This is a genomic window from Pseudomonas sp. Z4-7, from assembly GCF_051131965.1.
Lineage (GTDB): Bacteria > Pseudomonadota > Gammaproteobacteria > Pseudomonadales > Pseudomonadaceae > Aquipseudomonas.
On sequence record NZ_CP071642.1, the window covers coordinates 2,733,910 to 2,749,348 of the forward strand.

Below are 15,439 nucleotides of genomic sequence, written 5' to 3' on the forward strand. Positions count from 1 at the left end.
GTGCTGACGTCGCGGGCAACCCGCGCCGAGGTGTTGGCCGTCTCACGGGTGTCGAGGGAGGCTTGCTGGATATCCCGGATGATCGGTTGCAGTTTGTCGAGAAAACGATTGAAGCCGTCGGCCAGTCGGCCCAGTTCATCGTGCCGGGTGTTGGGCAGCCGCTGGGTGAGGTCACCGTCGCCTTCGACAATCGCATCAAGCATATGCGCCACCCTCAGCAGTGGCCGGGTCACGCCGTATGCGCTGAGCCAGACAAGCAACAGGCCCAGCCCGGCGCAGAGCAACCCGAGGCTGAGGTTGAACCCGTTGGACTGGCGCTGCTTGTCGTCCAGTTGTGCCTGCATGTGCAAGGCGGGCGCCTGCACCAGTGCTTCCGGCACGCGTATCTGCAATTGCCAGGGACTGTTGGCCGGAGCGGTTTGCACCGTTTGCTGCACATCGACCGAAGTGCCCGCCACGGCGCCGCTGTGGCCGGCAATCTGCCCGGAGGGGGAGAGAATACTGATCTCGCTGTGGCCGGGGTACAAGTCATCGGCAAGGCTGGCGGCGAGTTGCTGAAGGGTATCCAGGCTGATGTCCGTGCCGACGATACCGATGACTTTGCCCTCGTCCAGCAGCGGTATGGAAATGCTGCTCATCAGGGTCTTGCGGCCTTCGACTTCGATCGCGTAGGGCTCTGTCACGCATGTGCGCCCCTGGGTCTGCGGGCAGATGTACCAGGCGTTTTCCGGCTCGCTGCCCGGTGGCGCGGTGTTGGCGCTGATCTGGGCTTCGCTGAGCACTTCTTGCACCAGATGGCCGGGTTGGCTTTGTGACCAGTACAGGGCAAAGCGGCCGTTTTCATTGCCGGCGAGGTCGCGCTGCCCGGCGAAACCGGCGTCTGAACCGACCAGCGCGTCGGGAAGCAGCACCACGTAGAAACCGAGGACTTTTTCGCGCTTCGCAAGGGCCTGGCGGGTTGCGGCGATCAGGTCCTGGCGCAGTTGCCCTGGGGTCAGTCGCCCGTGCAATGCCTGGGTGCGCAGCTGAAGCACTTGTTGGGCAAAACCTTCGCCATAAATCGCTGTTTCGCTGAAAAAACGCTCCACCCGCTGACCGTGTGCCAGGGCCTGTGCCCGCAGGCCTTCCAAGGCCGATTGTCCTAGCAGCTGGCTGCTTTGCTGCTTCAGCAGCGTCGCGCCTCGCTGGTTCTGATACAGCGAGGCAGCGGTCAATGCCCCGACCACGGCGAGCAGGCACAGACCGCTCAACAGCGTGATCCGCCATTGGATAGAGAGACGAGCGAAGAACATGCTGAGGTTTCCTGCGCTTGGGGATTTTTATTGTTTTGGGCCCAACAGCGTTCGAACGGCGGGCCAGACTATCTTGCGGCAGGAAACGTCGCCCGGTTATCCCGAATCGGCAGCCGTTGTGCGTCGTCATGGGACCATTGCGCATCACTCAAGAACACGCTGAATTTGTGATGAGCAGTTTTGGGGCGTCGCTTCGGATGCTGCCGTTTTGGGATAGCGCAGGGTTCTGGCGAGGGCATAGCATCGGTTCCAGCGTACAACCAGAACAATAAGCTTTTGGCGAACGGCGCCGTTGGCCGTCCCGATCCCGCAACACTGCCTCATACAATAAGGTCAAGAACAATGAGCGTATCTTTCCCGATCAATAGCTCGACGGAGTTGAAGCGCGGCGCCCTGGGTGTCGGCTTCATCATCTTCTTTGTGATTTCGGCGGCGAGCCCCCTGAGCGTGATCGCCGGTGGCTTTCCCATCGGCATCATGCTCGGCAACGGCGCCGGTACGCCCGCGCTGCTGCTTCTGGCGTTGTTGGTATTGTTGGCCTTTTCGGCGGGATACACCGCCATGTCCCGGCACATGACCAATGCGGGCGGCTTCTACGCCTTTACCTCCCGTGGCCTCGGTGGGTTGGCGGGCGGGGCGGCAGGCGTGTTGGCGATGTTTGCCTACAACATTCTCCAGGTCGGCCTGTACGGGATGTTCGGCGGTGTGGTCAGTGGCACGATGGCCAGCATGTTCGGCCTGGAATTGCCGTGGTGGGCTTATTCGCTGCTGGCGATGGCGAGCGTTGCGATTCTCGGCTATCGCAAGATCGACCTGTCGGCCCGTGTGTTGTCGGTAGTGGTCATCGCCGAATACCTGGCGATCCTGACGCTGGACTTCGCCATGCTCAAGTCCGGTGGCGACAGTGGCATCAACCTCGATTCGTTTGACCGCAGCCACGTATTCAGCGGCACGCCTTCGATCGGCCTGTTGTTCTGTTTTGCCGCATTCATCGGCTTCGAGGCCACGACGATCTACGGGGAGGAGGCGAGGAACCCGCAGCGCACGATTCCCATTGCCACCTATGCGTCGGTGCTGTTGATCGGTGGTTTTTATGCGCTGTCGGTCTGGGCCATGGTCATCGGCGTCGGGGCCGACAAGATCGTCCCGACCCTGCAGGCGCTGCAGGATCCGACCACGTTCATTTACGGCCTGTCCGATCATTTTGTCGGCCCGCAGCTGACCCAGGTCATCCGCGTGCTGTTCATGGTCAGCATCTACGCCGGGCTGCTGGCGTTCCACAATGCCGCGGCGCGTTACTTCTATGCCATCGGCCGGGACGGGTTGCTGCATAGCCGGTTGGGGACGACCCATCGCGTACACCAGAGCCCACACATGGGCTCGGTCCTGCAAAGCCTGATTGCCGCGGTGGTGGTGCTGATTTTCGCCGCGCTGGACGCCGACCCGATCCTGCAACTGTTCGCCTGGTTCTCCAACCTGGCCACCCTCTGCGTCATCCTGCTCATGGCGCTCACTTCGGCTGCGGTGCTGGTCTATTTCCGCAAGCACCCGGAACTGAAACTCGGGCTGTGGCGCGGTCGGATCCTTCCCGGCTTTTCATGCCTGGCGTTACTCGCGGTGCTAGTCCTTGCCGTGCTGCATTTCGATGTGCTGACCGGCGCCAGCCAGCTCTTGTCCTACGGCCTGTGCGCCGTCATTCCCGTCGCGCTGGTCGTCGGCGTGTTCCTCGCCGCCCGACTGCGCAAGGTCGCGCTCGAGCGATACAGCGCACTGGGTAGCCACAAGCTCTAGGGCGCCAACCCGGCAACGCCAATCACCCAGATAACCCGTTCGCTGCCGTTCCGCACGGTTCGGCAGTGCGTGAAAGGAAGGTTCCATGCACGATTATCAAATGCTCATCAATGGGCTCCCGGTCAACGGTGAAAATGGCCACTTCGATGTGCTCAATCCGGCCACTGGTACCGCGTTCGCCCGTTGCCCAGCCGGTTCCCTGGCCCAGTTGGACCTTGCTGTCGAAGCGGCGCAGTCGGCCTTTGTCGAATGGCGACACAGCAGCCACGAAGACCGCCGCCGACGTTTGCTGGATATCGCCGATGATATCGAGCAGGAGGCCGACGCATTGGCCCGGCTCATCGTCCTGGAGCAGGGCAAGCCGCTGGCGCTGGCGTTCTCCGAAGTCATGGGCGCGGCGGCCTGGACCCGCTATGCCGCCGAGCAGCAGATTCCCGTCGACCTGGTGGAAGAGACCCCGACCCAGCGCATCGAGCTGCATCGCAAACCCTTGGGCGTGGTGGCCTCGATCACACCGTGGAACTGGCCGTTCATGATCGCCGTCTGGCACATCATGCCGGCGTTGCGGGCCGGCAACTGCGTGATCAGCAAGCCTTCAAGCCTGGCACCCTTGAGCACCCTGCGCCTGGTGGAAATCATCGCCGGTCATGTGCCTCATGGCGTGATCAATGTGGTGACCGGTGAACAAGGCTTTGGCCGCGCGATTACCTCTCACACCGGCATTCAGAAGATTGTCTTCACCGGCTCGACCGCCACCGGCCAGAGTGTGATGCGCGGCGCCGCCGCCAACCTCAAGCGCCTGACCCTGGAGCTGGGCGGCAACGATGCTGCGATCGTGCTGCCCGGCACGCCGGTCGAGGCGGTGGCCGAGGATATTTTCCAGGCGGCCTTCCTCAACATGGGCCAGACCTGCGCCGCCCTCAAGCGTCTGTACGTCCATCAATCCCAATACGAGGCCTTTGCCGATGCGTTGACGGGCATTGCGGCGCGCCAGGTTGTGGGCGATGGCCTGGAGCCCGAGGTGACCTTCGGCCCGGTGCAGAACGCTGAACAATTGGCGCTGGTGGAGGCGCTGGTAGCCGACGCCCGTGGCCATGGCGCGCGGGTGCTGTGTGGCGGTGCGCGACTGGACCAGCCGGGCTTCTTTTACCCGCCAACCCTGGTCGCCGACGTCACCGATGGCCATCGCCTGGTGGACGAGGAACAGTTTGGCCCGGTGTTGCCATTGATCGCCTATCAGGACGTCGAGGATGTCCTGCGCCGCGCCAATGCCGGCGACATGGGCTTGGGTGGCTCGGTTTGGGGCAGCGATATCGAGCAAGCCCAAGCACTGGCCAGTCGCCTCGAAAGCGGCGTGGCCTGGGTCAACTGCCACGCGCAGATCCAGCCGAATACGCCGTTTGGCGGCAGCAAGATGTCCGGGTTCGGCGTCGAGTTCGGCCTTGAAGGGTTGCTGGAATTCACCGGCCAGCAACTGCTGTACGTACGCAAGCGTGAAACACAGTGAGGACTGCAACCATGTACGAGCACTACAAGACAGCGCAAAAGAAATTCTGGCATCCGATGAGTTCATCGGCCCCCGCGAACCGCTCGAAGACGTTGGTCATTGCCCGGGGCGACGGCAACTACATCACCGACATCGAAGGCCATCGCATGCTCGACGGTGTCGGCGGCTTGTGGAACGTGAACGTCGGCCATAACCGAGCTTCGGTGAAGGCGGCCATTGCCGCGCAGATGGATGAACTGGCGTATTACCAGACCTTCGACGGCATCGCGCATCCTCGGGTGTTCGATCTCGCCGAGCGGCTGACGTTGATGTTTGCCGAGGAAAACATGGAGCGGGTGCTGTTCAGTTCCGGCGGTTCCGACGCAGTCGAGACCGCGTTGAAAATGGCCCGCCAATACTGGATCGCCAGCGGCGAACCCGGACGCACGCGCTTCCTGTCGTTGCGCAACGGTTACCACGGCGTGCACATGGGCGGCACCTCGGTGGGTGGCAATGGCGTCTATCACTACAACCACGGGCCGCTATTGGCCGGTTGCCATTTGCTCGACACGCCCTGGCTGTACCGCAACCCCTGGGACTGCCGCGACCCGCAGGAGCTCACCGCCCACTGCATTCGTCAGTTGGAGGACCAGATCGCCTTGCTCGGTGCGCAGACCATCGCCGCGCTGATCGCCGAGCCAGTGCAGGGCGCCGGCGGCGTGATCGTCCCGCCGGCCAACTACTGGAAGAGCCTGCGCGAGGTGTGCGATCGCCACGGCATCCTGCTGATCGCCGATGAAGTGGTGACCGGTTTCGGCCGCACCGGCTGCATGCTCGGCAGTCGTGGCTGGGGCGTCGCGCCAGACGTACTGTGCCTGGCCAAGGGCATCACGGCCGGCTACGTGCCCATGGGCGCTACCGTGTTCAATCGGCGTATCGTCGAGGCGATCGAGAACGGGCCGGGTTTCAGCAGCGTGATCATGCATGGCTACACCTACAGCGGACACCCGACCGCTTGCGCCGCGGCTTTGGCGGTGCTGGACATCGTCGAGGCCGAAGATTTGCCGCGCAACGCCGGCAAGGTCGGCGCCCAGTTGCTGGAGCAACTGCAACCGCTGGCTGAACGTCATGCGGTGGTCGGCGAAGCGCGCGGCAAGGGCTTGATGATCGCTCTCGACCTGGTGGCGGACAAGGCCACCCGTGAACCGCTGGACCCGGCCACCGGGCTGGCCTCGCGCATCGCCGAGCATGCGCGCCGCGCCGGCGTGCTGGTGCGCCCGATCGGCAACAAGATCGTCCTCTCGCCGCCGCTGACCCTCACCTCCGATGAGGCCGGCTTGATGGTCGACGCGCTGGATGACGCGCTCGCCAACTGCCGCTGACCCGGTCCACCGGCGTAGCGTGCTGCGCCGGCTCCCCAAATAAAAAAGCAGCCTGCAAAGGCGCACCACAAGGAGCTCAGCCATGCGGTCCCTAGCGCGTATGGAATTTTTCGGCAGCGGTCTTGCCTGCACGCTGGCGCTCTGCGCCGCGAGCCAGGTCCAGGCCTATGAGCTGTATGCCGATGACGACACGCACCTCAACGCCGACATGCTGGCGGTGTTCGGCCATTTCAACAGCCGCAAGAATTACGACGGCAGGTCCGGCGGTTCTACCTGGCGTGAGGGCTTCATCAAGTACGGATTAAGCGGCGACCAGGGTCTTGCCGGCCATGGCACCGCCTACGGCGCGTTCAATCTGGTCAGTTCGGCCACCTGGGGCGATGGCGACGCGGCCGGCAATATGCTGGGCAGCGAGCGCACGACGAAGATCGAAGACGCTTACCTGGGCTGGCGCTCAGCCGACCTGTTCCCGGTGCTGGGACGGGACGGTATCGATATCTCCGGCGGCCGCCAGGTGGTCAAGCTGGGCCGGGGATTCCTGATCAACGATGACGGGCCCAACCTGGGCAAAGGCCCGGCGGACGGGCGTTTGAACCGCGGTGGCGCCTATTACCTGGCCGCCCGGCATGCGTTCGACCAAACCGCCGTGTTGCGCCTGGGCGGGCAGGATGGGCTGCACGGCAGTGTGCTGTGGCTCAAGTCCGACAACCGCGCCCAGGCCGAAACCGAACTGGCCGCCGGCACGCTGGACTACACCACCCAGGCCGGTACGCTGGGGCTGACCTGGGTGCATGGCATGGACGTGAACGACCGCTGGGCCAGTGATTTCCAGCGCCAGCGCAAGGGCATGGACGTCTACAGTGTTCGCGGCGAGGGCGATGCCGGCATCGAAAACGCCAGCCTGGCCTTCGAATACGCCTGGCAAGACAAGGACGCCGGCCCGCAGAGCGCCTGGTACGCCGAGGCCGGCTACACCTTTGCCGATATCGCCTGGACGCCGAAGCTGACCTACCGCTACACCCGTTATTCGCAGAAATGGGACTCGCTGTTCACCGGCCAGAGCACCGGTTACGGCACCTGGTTCCAGGGCGAAGTCGCGGGGAACTACGCGGGCCCGTTCAACAGCAATACTGGCATCCACCATCTCGGCCTGACCGCCAGGCCATTGGAGAACCTGACCCTCGGTGCGTTGTACTTCGACTTCAACACGGTGCGTAAGGACAACGCCCTGAACCTGGATGCCCGGGAGCTGGACCTGTATGCCGAATGGGCGGTGAACGAGCATTTGATCGTCACGCCGCTGATCGGCCTTTACAAGCCGGACCGGGATGCAACGACAGGGGGCAATCAAGTGACGGGCAATGGCACCAACGTGTACAGCCAGGTGACGGTGGCCGTGCCGTTTTGAGGCAGGGGCTATTCGCTAAACCCTGTGGCGAGGGAGCTTGCTCCCGCTGGGTCGCGCAGCGGCCCCTCTTTTTTGGGCCTGCTACGCCCGAAGCGTCGGACCGGTCCAGCGGGAGCAAGCTCCCTCGCCACAGGTTGGGTGTTTTTTTAAGTGGTCGGTATGGCGCAAGATCCCTTTCTAGCCCACAGCATGCGGATGTTGCATCCGCTCGGCAATCCGCCGGGTGGTGTCCATGACCATTTCAATCACGGTTTCCTGGCGCAGCAGCTTGAAGCTGTGGGTGCTGCCGACGGCCGAAAGGCTGCCCACCACTTCATCGAGCCCGGGATTGATGATCGGCGCCGCGATACCGGTCAGCCCTTGGTTGAGTTCGTCGTGGGTCAGGCAATAGCCGTCCTTGCGGATCTTTTTTGCCGCCTTGGAAAAGCCCGCCCAGTCGTAGGTGTTCGCGGGGTCGTTGGCCAGGTGCTCGTCGAACAGGCGTTGCAGCCGCCGACCTTTCTGGAAAGCAATCAATACCTTGGATTGGGCACCGCGAAAAAACGGCAGCGGGTGGCCGCGGCCGAATGAGAACTGGTAGGTGTCATTCGGGTCGGCGATGTAGGTATTGATGATGTGACCGTCATAAAAAACGCTGGCGAACACGGCGAGGCCGGTCTGTTCGGACAGCTCATGCATCAGCTCGCGCCCGGCGACGAGGATCGGGTCGTACTGACGCATCATCCAGTCAAGCTCGATGATGCGCGGCCCCAGGCCGTAGCTGCCGGCATCCACCCGGGTCAACAGACCCGCGTCACACAAGTCCTTGACGTAACGGTACACGGTCGCCCGCGACAGGCCCATGCGTTCGGCAATGGTATCGGGGTCGATCTTCAGTCGATCCGGGCCGAAGAGGTCCAGGACGCTCAGCATTTTGCTCAGGCTGCTCATTTCGCTCCTAAAGGGGAGTGGCGCGTAGGTGGCCGTTTGGGTGAGCACTATAGGTAGGCGCGTCGCTGATGAAAAGCCTGCGAGGTCGTCCATGTGTGCGCTGCCAAGGTAACCCAATACCTGAGAAATACAAGTCTCAAGGCCAGCGTTTAGGCTTTATAAAATAACATAAATCTCAAAATACGAGTTTAATGTTAAAAAATAGCTTGTTTTGTCGAATTTCATGTGTGATAAATCTCAGCCACTGCAAACGCTCGATGAAGAGGGCTGGAAATGAATGGTGCGCAACTGATAGTGAAGGCGGCGGTGGCAAGCGGTATCGAGTACTGCTTCGCCAACCCCGGGACGACCGAGATTCCCCTGGTGGCGGCCATGGCCAGCGCGCCAGCCCTCAAGCCGGTGTTGTCGTTGTTCGAAGGGGTATGCACCGGTGCCGCCGATGGTTACGGCCGGATTGCCGGCAAGCCGGCGATGACCCTTACCCACCTCGGGCCGGGTTTTGCCAATGGCATCGCCAACCTGCACAACGCCCGTCGCGCCAACACGCCGATCGTCAACGTCATCGGCGACCACGCCTCATGGCATGTCAATTACGATCCGCCGCTGGCGAGTGATATCCAGGCGTTGGCCGGGAGCGTATCCGGTTGGGTGCGCACCTCGCGCACGGCAGCGGGCATTGGCGAAGATTTCCAGGAAGCGGTGCGCGCCGCCTGGCAAGCCAAGGGCCAGATCGCCAGCCTGATCCTGCCGATGGATCTGCAAGCCAGCCCGGTGCAGCGGGAGAAAGCCTTCGCCTCGTTGCAGGCCCCGGTCCGGCGCTTTGCCGGTGATCGGGTCGAGGCAGTAGCGCGGGCGCTGCGTGACGGTCGGCGGCTGGTGTTCATCGTTGGCGACCAGGGCCTCTCGGTCGCCGGCCTGGAAGCGGCGGGGCGCCTGGCCCGGTTGCCCGGCGTGCGGATGTTCGCCGAAACCTTCCCGCGCTTGAGCTATCGCGGCGGTGGCCTGCCGGACCTGGATCGCCTGCCTTACTTCCCCGAGGTGGCTATCGAAATCCTCGACCAATACGACGCCGTAGTCTGCGCCGGCGTCCCGGAGCCCATCAGTTACTTCGGCTACGAAGGCATTGCGTCGCGGCTGGCGGAGCGTGAGCGGCTGTTGTGCCTGGCCGAGGTGGGCGACGACGTTGCCGGAGCGCTCACCGCACTGGCCGATGCGCTTGAGGCGCCGGCGCATATACCTACGCCGATCGGGATCGAGCTGCCCGCCGCCGAGGCTGAACTGACGCCTCAGTCGGTCGGGCAGGTGCTGGCCGCGTCGCTGCCGGACGACAGTATCGTTTCCGTCGAAGGCGGCACGTGCGGTTATCCGTTTTTCACCGCCTCGGCCCATGCCGCGCGGCACCGCGTGTTGACCAATACCGGTGGCGCCATCGGCCAGGGAATTCCGGTGGGATTCGGCGCCGCCATGGCCGAGCGGGGCAACAAGGTGTTCTGCCTGCAATCGGACGGCAGCGCCCAATACACCATCCAGACGTTATGGAGCATCGCCCGCGAACAACTGCCGGTGGTGATCCTGATCGCGGCCAACCATCGCTACGCGATTTTGCAGAACGAACTGCGCCGCTTCGGCATGACCGAGCTGGGCCCCGAGGCCCTGAGCCTGACGGTGCTGGACCGTCCACGCATCGACTGGAAAGCCCTGGCCAGAGGCTACGGCATGCCGGCCAGTACGGTGCATACCAATGGTGAGTTGCAGCGCGCCCTGGCTAACGCCAAGGTCGACGGCGGCCCGTGCCTGATCGAAATGGCACTGTGAAGGAGCGGATATGAGCCAGATCCAATTGTTACCTGCCGTCGAGCAGTTCCTGTCGCAGCCGGGGCGCCTGTTCATTGGCGGCGCTTGGCAGGACGCCGCCAGTGGCCGGCGGTTCGCCGTGGAAAACCCGGCCACCGAACAGACCCTGGCCGAAGTGGCTGAAGGCGCTGAACGGGACGTCGACGCCGCCGTCGCTGCCGCCCGCGCAGCCTTCACCGGCAGTTGGGCGCAGCAGTCGCCGGCCCAGCGCGGCCTGTTGCTGTTTCGTCTGGCGGAGCTGCTCGATCAGCATCGCGAAGAGCTGGCGCAACTGATCACCCTGGAAAACGGCAAGCCGATTGCCACGGCCCGTGGAGAAGCGGCGAGCGCGGCCAACATCATTCGCTACTTCGCCGGCTGGCCGACCAAGATCGAAGGCAGCACACTGCCGGTGTCGCCCGCCAGCGGCGCACCGATGCTCAACTACACCCTGCGCGAACCGGTGGGCGTCTGTGCGTTGATCGTGCCGTGGAACTTCCCCCTGACCATGTGCGTGTGGAAGCTCGGCCCGGTATTGGCGACCGGTTGTGTCGCGGTGCTCAAGCCTGCCGAGCAGACGCCGCTGGTTGCGATTCGCCTGGTGCAGTTGATCGAGGCCGCCGGATTCCCGGCCGGCGTCGTCAACCTGCTCACCGGCCTCGGTGTCCAGACTGGCGCACCGCTGGCCGGGCATCCGGACGTCGACAAGATCGCCTTCACCGGCTCGACCCAGGTCGGCCGGCTGATCGCCCAGGCGGCCACTGGCAACATGAAGAAGGTCTCCCTGGAACTGGGTGGCAAGTCGCCGAACATCATCTTGCCGGACGCCGATATCGTCCGCGCCGCCAAGGGCGCCGCCGACGGCATTTTCTACAACCAGGGCCAGGTCTGCACCGCCGGCTCGCGTCTCTACGTACACGCCAGCGTCCTCGACCAGGTGCTTGAAGAACTCCAGCGCCACGCGGCCGCGCATGTCCTCGGGCCAGGCCTGGATCCGGCCAGCAGCATGGGCCCGCTGGTCTCGGCCCGGCAATTGGGCACGGTCCGTGGCTACCTGCAACGGGGCCAGGAGGAGGGGGCCGAACTGATCTGCGGTGGCGACCGGCCGGCCCATCTTGAACGCGGCCACTTTATCCGCCCCAGCGTGTTTCTCGACCGTGCCGAGCGCGCCTGCGTCGCCCGGGAAGAAATCTTCGGCCCGGTGCTGACCGTCATGAGCTGGACCGAAATCGACGAGCTGGTGCTGCGCGCCAACGACTCGCCGTACGGGCTGGCGGCCGGCCTCTGGACCCGTGACCTGCGTTCCGCCCATCGCGTGGCCGCGCAGCTGAAGGCCGGGTCGGTGTGGATCAACTGCTGGAACGTCGTCGACCCGGCGTCGCCCTTCGGCGGTTACAAGCAATCCGGTTGGGGGCGGGAAATGAGCAAGAACGTGATCGATGCGTACACCGAAACCAAAAGTGTCTTTGTCGATCTGGCCTGAGCGAATAATCACAAGAGGAACTGCTATGGATCTGGAGTTGCAAGGCCGCGTGGCAATCGTCACCGGCGGTGGGATGGGTATCGGCAAGGAAGTCGCGCGTTTTCTGTCCCAGGAGGGCTGCAAGGTGGTGATCTGCGCGCGGCGCATGGAGTATCTCCAGCAAGCCGCCGAGGAAATCAGCGCAGAGACCGGCAACGAGGTGCTGCCGCTGTTCTGTGACACCAACCAGATGTCGGCGGTGTCCGACATGGTCGAAGCGGCCCACAAGCACTTTGGCCGCATCGATATCCTGGTCAACGGCGCGGCGGCCCCGTCCGGCGTGGTGCGCAACGACATCGAACATGCCGGCGACGATGAGTTGCTCTCGGACCTCAACACCAAGGTGATCGGCTATTTCCGTTGTGCCAAGGCGGTGACGCCGCACATGAAGGCCGGCGGTTTCGGTCGCATCATCAACATCGGTGGCCTGACCGGGCGTGGCAGCAAGGTCCTCTCGGGCATGCGCAACCTGGCCATCGCCCACATGACCAAGACCCTCTCCGACCAACTCGGCCCGTCCGGCATCACGGTCAACCTGATCCACCCCGGCGTGGTCGACACCCCGCACATCCAGGAGCTGTACGAGCGCGAAGGGGTCAAGCAGGGCAAGACGCCCGAGCAGGTGGAGCAGGGCTACATCGACGCGACGCCGATCCGGCGCACCCTGGCGCCGATCGAAATGGGCTGGCTGATCGGTTTCCTCGCGTCCCCCAAGGCCGGCGCGGTGACCGGCGAATCCATCGGCATCGATGGCGGCCTGACCCGTGGCATCTTCATTTGAGGAGCAGCTGTGATGAATAACGGAACGCTTTTAGTCGCCACCGTAGGGCAGGCGGTCATCCGCAGCGCCGACGATGGCCGCACCTGGCATCGCCTGGGCCTGGGCCAGGACCTGGAATTCGATGCAATCACCCGGTCCCTGAGTTTCCACCCAGGCACTCCCGAAGTGATCTACGCCGGCACCGACGTCGGCCTGTGCATCAGCCGGGATGCCGGTGGTTATTGGCAGCGGGTGGATTCGCCGTTCAATGGCCAGACCGTCTGGAAGGTCGCGGTGGATCCGCAGGACGCGCAACGCATTTTCATCGGCACCGGCGCGCCTTCCCGGGCGGTGCTGTGGCGCACCCTCGACGGCGGCCAGAGCTGGGATCGTGCCCCGGTTGAGATCCCGGAGTTCTGCGACGGCGTCAGTCGTCCACGCTTGCTGGCCTTCGCCTACGACCCGACGGATCGCAACCAGCTCTGGTTCGGCCTGGAAGAGGGCGGGCTGTTCCATAGCCGCGATGGCGGCGACAGCTGGACCCGCGTCGATGACCGCTTGTTGTGGGACTACAACTCGGATGTGCACAACATCCTGGTGCTGCCCAACCATGGGCAAAAAGTCATCGTGGTGGTCTGCGTCAATGCCGTCTACCGCAGCCTCGACGAGGGGCAGACCTGGACCGGCATCGTCGCCCGGGAAACCTTCGGCCTGTATTACGTGCGCGCCATGAACGCGCCGCTGGGCAGCGAGGACACCCTGTACCTGAGCATCTCCGACGGCACGCCAGGCACCACCAGCAAGGTGCTGGTTTCCCGGGACGCGGCCTTGAGCTGGGAAGTGTTGCCGCTGTCGCAACAACCCAACTCGTGTGTCTGGGCGATTGCCTTCAACCCGGCTGATCCTCGCCAGATCGTCGCCGGCACCAAGTACGGACACCTGTTCACCTCCGAGAACGGCGGTGATGGCTGGCAGAAGCAGTGGCGTGAATTCAGCGAAATCGCTGATGTGCTCTGGACGCCCGCCGTGGCGCAGATCAAGTCCGGGCATCAATCCATCGTCAAGAAAAACTGAGGTATCGCGCGATGAAAGTCGAGGTCGTTCGTACTCATCTGTCGCTGTTCGTGAGTGACCCTGAAGTGTCGGCGCGCTGGTACGCCGACGTGTTGGGCATGCATGAAAGTGCCCGCGGTGAAAGCTGGATCATGATGGCCTTCGGTGCCAAGCACCACGACATCGCCTTGATCCGCGCAGCACCGGGGGCCCATCAGGGCGGCCTGGGATTGCAGCACTACGGATTGGAGATCGCGGGTGACATGACCACCCTGCGCCAGCTCTACGGCATGTTGCTGAACAAGGGCGTCGAGGTGGTGAAAATCACCGATCACGAGATTGGCAACGGCGTGTATTTCAACGACCCCGATGGCAATCGCATGGAATTTTTCCTCGAGTCCGAACACGACGACGAGCGCGGCAAGGCCCGCTTCAAGGCCGCTGGCGCGCCCAGCCGGCACTTCGATCTCGACCCACTTTGAAAGAGGCTTCCGTTATGAAAACCGCGAATTTCTCCAGCTACCACATCCGCAAATGGTACAGCTTCGTCGAGGAAACCCTGGCCAACGAAACCGGCCAGCTCGCCGATGGCGAGCCGTTGTTCAAATATGCCATCGGCGCGGTGATCGCCAATCCTTACGCCGGACGCTTCAGCGAGAGCCTGGCCGAGCTGATCGAACCGTCACCGTTGTTGGGCGAGGAATTCGGCCGGCGCATCCAGGCACTGGCGGGCGGGCGGCACATCATCAGCTACGGCAAGGCTTGCCTGGTGGGCAGCCAGGGTGAGTACGAACACGGCAATGCGCTACTGACCAACCCGGCGGCGGACCCGATTCGCCTGGCCTTGGGCGGCGGCAAATCCTGGGTGCCTTCCACCGGCAAGCGCGGTGTGCCGGGTACGACCATTGATGTGCCGCTGGCCCACAAGGACGCGCTGTATGTGCGTTCGCACTACGACAGCATTTCGCTTTCGTTCGGTGACGGTCCTTCCGCGGACGAGTTGATCATCATCTGGGCCTTCGCCACGCGCGGACGCCTGCATGCGCGTCTTGGCGGCCTCCGGGCAGCGGACGTCAAGGGCAATGACGGCCTGTACTGAAGCGCGCTGATCGCGGGAGCAAACGTATGTCGGCTAACAGCCAGTTCTTCACCAATCGGACGGGGATGCGCCTGCGTTATGTGCGCTGGGGCAACCCGTCAGCAATTCCGCTGCTGCTGCTCCATGGGCTGCGCTCCTACGCCCAGACCTGGGCGCCGCTGGCCGCTGCGCTGGGCGAGCAGTATGCCTGCCATGCGCTGGATCAGCGCGGCCGTGGCGAGAGTGACTGGGCCGAGGCGTCCAGCTATCGCACCGAGAGTTATGTGAGCGACCTGGAAGATTGGGTGGCTCATCTAGGCCTGGAGCGTTTTGTCCTGGTGGGCCACTCCCTCGGCGGCACCAATGCGCTGGAATACGCCCGGCTCAATCCCGGGCGACTGCACGCGCTGGTAATCGAGGACATCGGCCCCGGTTCGTCGATCCGTGGCGAGGGCGCCGAACGTATACGCCGCGAGATGAGCCAGACGCCGGTGGTGTTTCCCGACTGGGACAGCGCCGAGCAGTTCTGGCGGCAGTCGCGACCGGGTCTGTCGGCCGATGCGCTGGCGTCCCGATTGCGCTTTTCCATGAAGCAGACGCCGACGGGCATCGAATGGCGTCATGATCAGAAAGGCATTGCCGAGGCGCGCCTGAACATCACGCCGACTGACTTGTGGCCAGCGGTGCGGGCGCTGGATTGCCCGACGCTGTTCATTCGTGGCGCGCGTTCGGATTTTCTCCCGTTGGCGACCCTGGAAGCGATGCGCGAGGCCAATCCGCGGGTGCAGACAGCGGAAATCGCCGACGCCAGCCATTATGTCCATGACGATCAGGGCGACGTGTTCAACCGGGTCGTCGCGGATTACCTGCGTGATCAACTCTTGCAACTACAACAATAAAGCGG

Annotated in this window: 12 protein-coding genes and 1 pseudogene; 11 read left to right on the forward strand and 2 right to left on the reverse strand. The window is 63.6% G+C overall.

Features of this window, described 5'->3' with window-relative positions; genetic code table 11:
* Window positions 1-146: 146 nt before the first annotated feature.
* Window positions 147-1,292: pseudogene (locus J3P91_RS12595) on the reverse strand (PDC sensor domain-containing protein); the annotation flags it as partial.
* A gap of 342 nt (window positions 1,293-1,634) precedes the next feature.
* Between J3P91_RS12595 and J3P91_RS12600 the strand changes: the two are divergent.
* From J3P91_RS12600 to J3P91_RS12615, 4 genes are all read left to right on the forward strand, one after another.
* Window positions 1,635-3,083, forward strand: coding sequence for an APC family permease (locus J3P91_RS12600; RefSeq protein WP_434604541.1), 1,449 nt, complete (start codon window positions 1,635-1,637; stop codon window positions 3,081-3,083).
* Between the two features lie 85 nt (window positions 3,084-3,168).
* Window positions 3,169-4,590 (forward strand): aldehyde dehydrogenase family protein, encoded by a 1,422-nt coding sequence (locus tag J3P91_RS12605; protein WP_434604543.1) that lies wholly within the window; start codon window positions 3,169-3,171, stop codon window positions 4,588-4,590.
* Between the two features lie 11 nt (window positions 4,591-4,601).
* A complete protein-coding gene (locus J3P91_RS12610) occupies window positions 4,602-5,951 on the forward strand; it encodes an aminotransferase class III-fold pyridoxal phosphate-dependent enzyme (RefSeq protein ID WP_434604545.1) in 1,350 nt (449 codons plus the stop codon).
* An 82-nt stretch (window positions 5,952-6,033) separates the two neighbouring features.
* Window positions 6,034-7,359: a hypothetical protein gene (locus J3P91_RS12615; RefSeq protein WP_434604547.1), complete on the forward strand. Its 1,326-nt coding sequence runs from the start codon at window positions 6,034-6,036 to the stop codon at window positions 7,357-7,359.
* Between the two features lie 177 nt (window positions 7,360-7,536).
* Here J3P91_RS12615 and J3P91_RS12620 read toward each other — a convergent pair whose 3' ends face one another.
* Window positions 7,537-8,289 (reverse strand): IclR family transcriptional regulator, encoded by a 753-nt coding sequence (locus J3P91_RS12620; RefSeq protein ID WP_434604549.1) that lies wholly within the window; start codon window positions 8,287-8,289, stop codon window positions 7,537-7,539.
* A gap of 273 nt (window positions 8,290-8,562) precedes the next feature.
* On the opposite strand from J3P91_RS12620, the gene J3P91_RS12625 reads away from it, so the two are divergent.
* The 7 genes from J3P91_RS12625 to J3P91_RS12655 are packed head-to-tail and all read left to right on the forward strand — an operon-like array spanning window position 8,563 to window position 15,434.
* A complete protein-coding gene (locus J3P91_RS12625; RefSeq protein WP_434568732.1) occupies window positions 8,563-10,104 on the forward strand; it encodes an acetolactate synthase large subunit in 1,542 nt (513 codons plus the stop codon).
* A 10-nt stretch (window positions 10,105-10,114) separates the two neighbouring features.
* A complete protein-coding gene (locus J3P91_RS12630; protein WP_434604551.1) occupies window positions 10,115-11,605 on the forward strand; it encodes an aldehyde dehydrogenase family protein in 1,491 nt (496 codons plus the stop codon).
* 25 nt (window positions 11,606-11,630) lie between these two features.
* A complete protein-coding gene (locus tag J3P91_RS12635; protein WP_186705869.1) occupies window positions 11,631-12,425 on the forward strand; it encodes an SDR family NAD(P)-dependent oxidoreductase in 795 nt (264 codons plus the stop codon).
* Between the two features lie 12 nt (window positions 12,426-12,437).
* Window positions 12,438-13,478 carry a VPS10 domain-containing protein gene (locus tag J3P91_RS12640; RefSeq protein ID WP_434604553.1) on the forward strand — a complete coding sequence of 347 codons (1,041 nt, stop codon included), beginning with the start codon at window positions 12,438-12,440 and terminating at the stop codon, window positions 13,476-13,478.
* An 11-nt stretch (window positions 13,479-13,489) separates the two neighbouring features.
* Complete coding sequence (locus tag J3P91_RS12645; RefSeq protein ID WP_305495050.1) at window positions 13,490-13,939, forward strand: VOC family protein; 450 nt, start codon at window positions 13,490-13,492, stop codon at window positions 13,937-13,939.
* A 14-nt stretch (window positions 13,940-13,953) separates the two neighbouring features.
* On the forward strand, window positions 13,954-14,556 hold the full coding sequence (locus tag J3P91_RS12650) for an amino acid synthesis family protein (protein WP_434604555.1): 603 nt from the start codon (window positions 13,954-13,956) through the stop codon (window positions 14,554-14,556).
* Between the two features lie 26 nt (window positions 14,557-14,582).
* Window positions 14,583-15,434 (forward strand): alpha/beta fold hydrolase, encoded by an 852-nt coding sequence (locus J3P91_RS12655; RefSeq protein ID WP_434604557.1) that lies wholly within the window; start codon window positions 14,583-14,585, stop codon window positions 15,432-15,434.
* The last annotated feature ends 5 nt before the right edge of the window (window positions 15,435-15,439 follow it).

Coding starts and splice junctions, on each gene's coding strand:
- J3P91_RS12615 (WP_434604547.1), top strand. CDS start 6,034: ATGCGGTCCCTAGCGCGTATGGAATTTTTCGGCAGCGGTCTTGCCTGC.
- J3P91_RS12605 (WP_434604543.1), top strand. CDS start 3,169: ATGCACGATTATCAAATGCTCATCAATGGGCTCCCGGTCAACGGTGAA.
- J3P91_RS12635 (WP_186705869.1), top strand. CDS start 11,631: ATGGATCTGGAGTTGCAAGGCCGCGTGGCAATCGTCACCGGCGGTGGG.
- J3P91_RS12645 (WP_305495050.1), top strand. CDS start 13,490: ATGAAAGTCGAGGTCGTTCGTACTCATCTGTCGCTGTTCGTGAGTGAC.
- J3P91_RS12625 (WP_434568732.1), top strand. CDS start 8,563: ATGAATGGTGCGCAACTGATAGTGAAGGCGGCGGTGGCAAGCGGTATC.
- J3P91_RS12650 (WP_434604555.1), top strand. CDS start 13,954: ATGAAAACCGCGAATTTCTCCAGCTACCACATCCGCAAATGGTACAGC.
- J3P91_RS12630 (WP_434604551.1), top strand. CDS start 10,115: ATGAGCCAGATCCAATTGTTACCTGCCGTCGAGCAGTTCCTGTCGCAG.
- J3P91_RS12620 (WP_434604549.1), bottom strand. CDS start 8,289: ATGAGCAGCCTGAGCAAAATGCTGAGCGTCCTGGACCTCTTCGGCCCG.
- J3P91_RS12640 (WP_434604553.1), top strand. CDS start 12,438: ATGAATAACGGAACGCTTTTAGTCGCCACCGTAGGGCAGGCGGTCATC.
- J3P91_RS12610 (WP_434604545.1), top strand. CDS start 4,602: ATGTACGAGCACTACAAGACAGCGCAAAAGAAATTCTGGCATCCGATG.
- J3P91_RS12655 (WP_434604557.1), top strand. CDS start 14,583: ATGTCGGCTAACAGCCAGTTCTTCACCAATCGGACGGGGATGCGCCTG.
- J3P91_RS12600 (WP_434604541.1), top strand. CDS start 1,635: ATGAGCGTATCTTTCCCGATCAATAGCTCGACGGAGTTGAAGCGCGGC.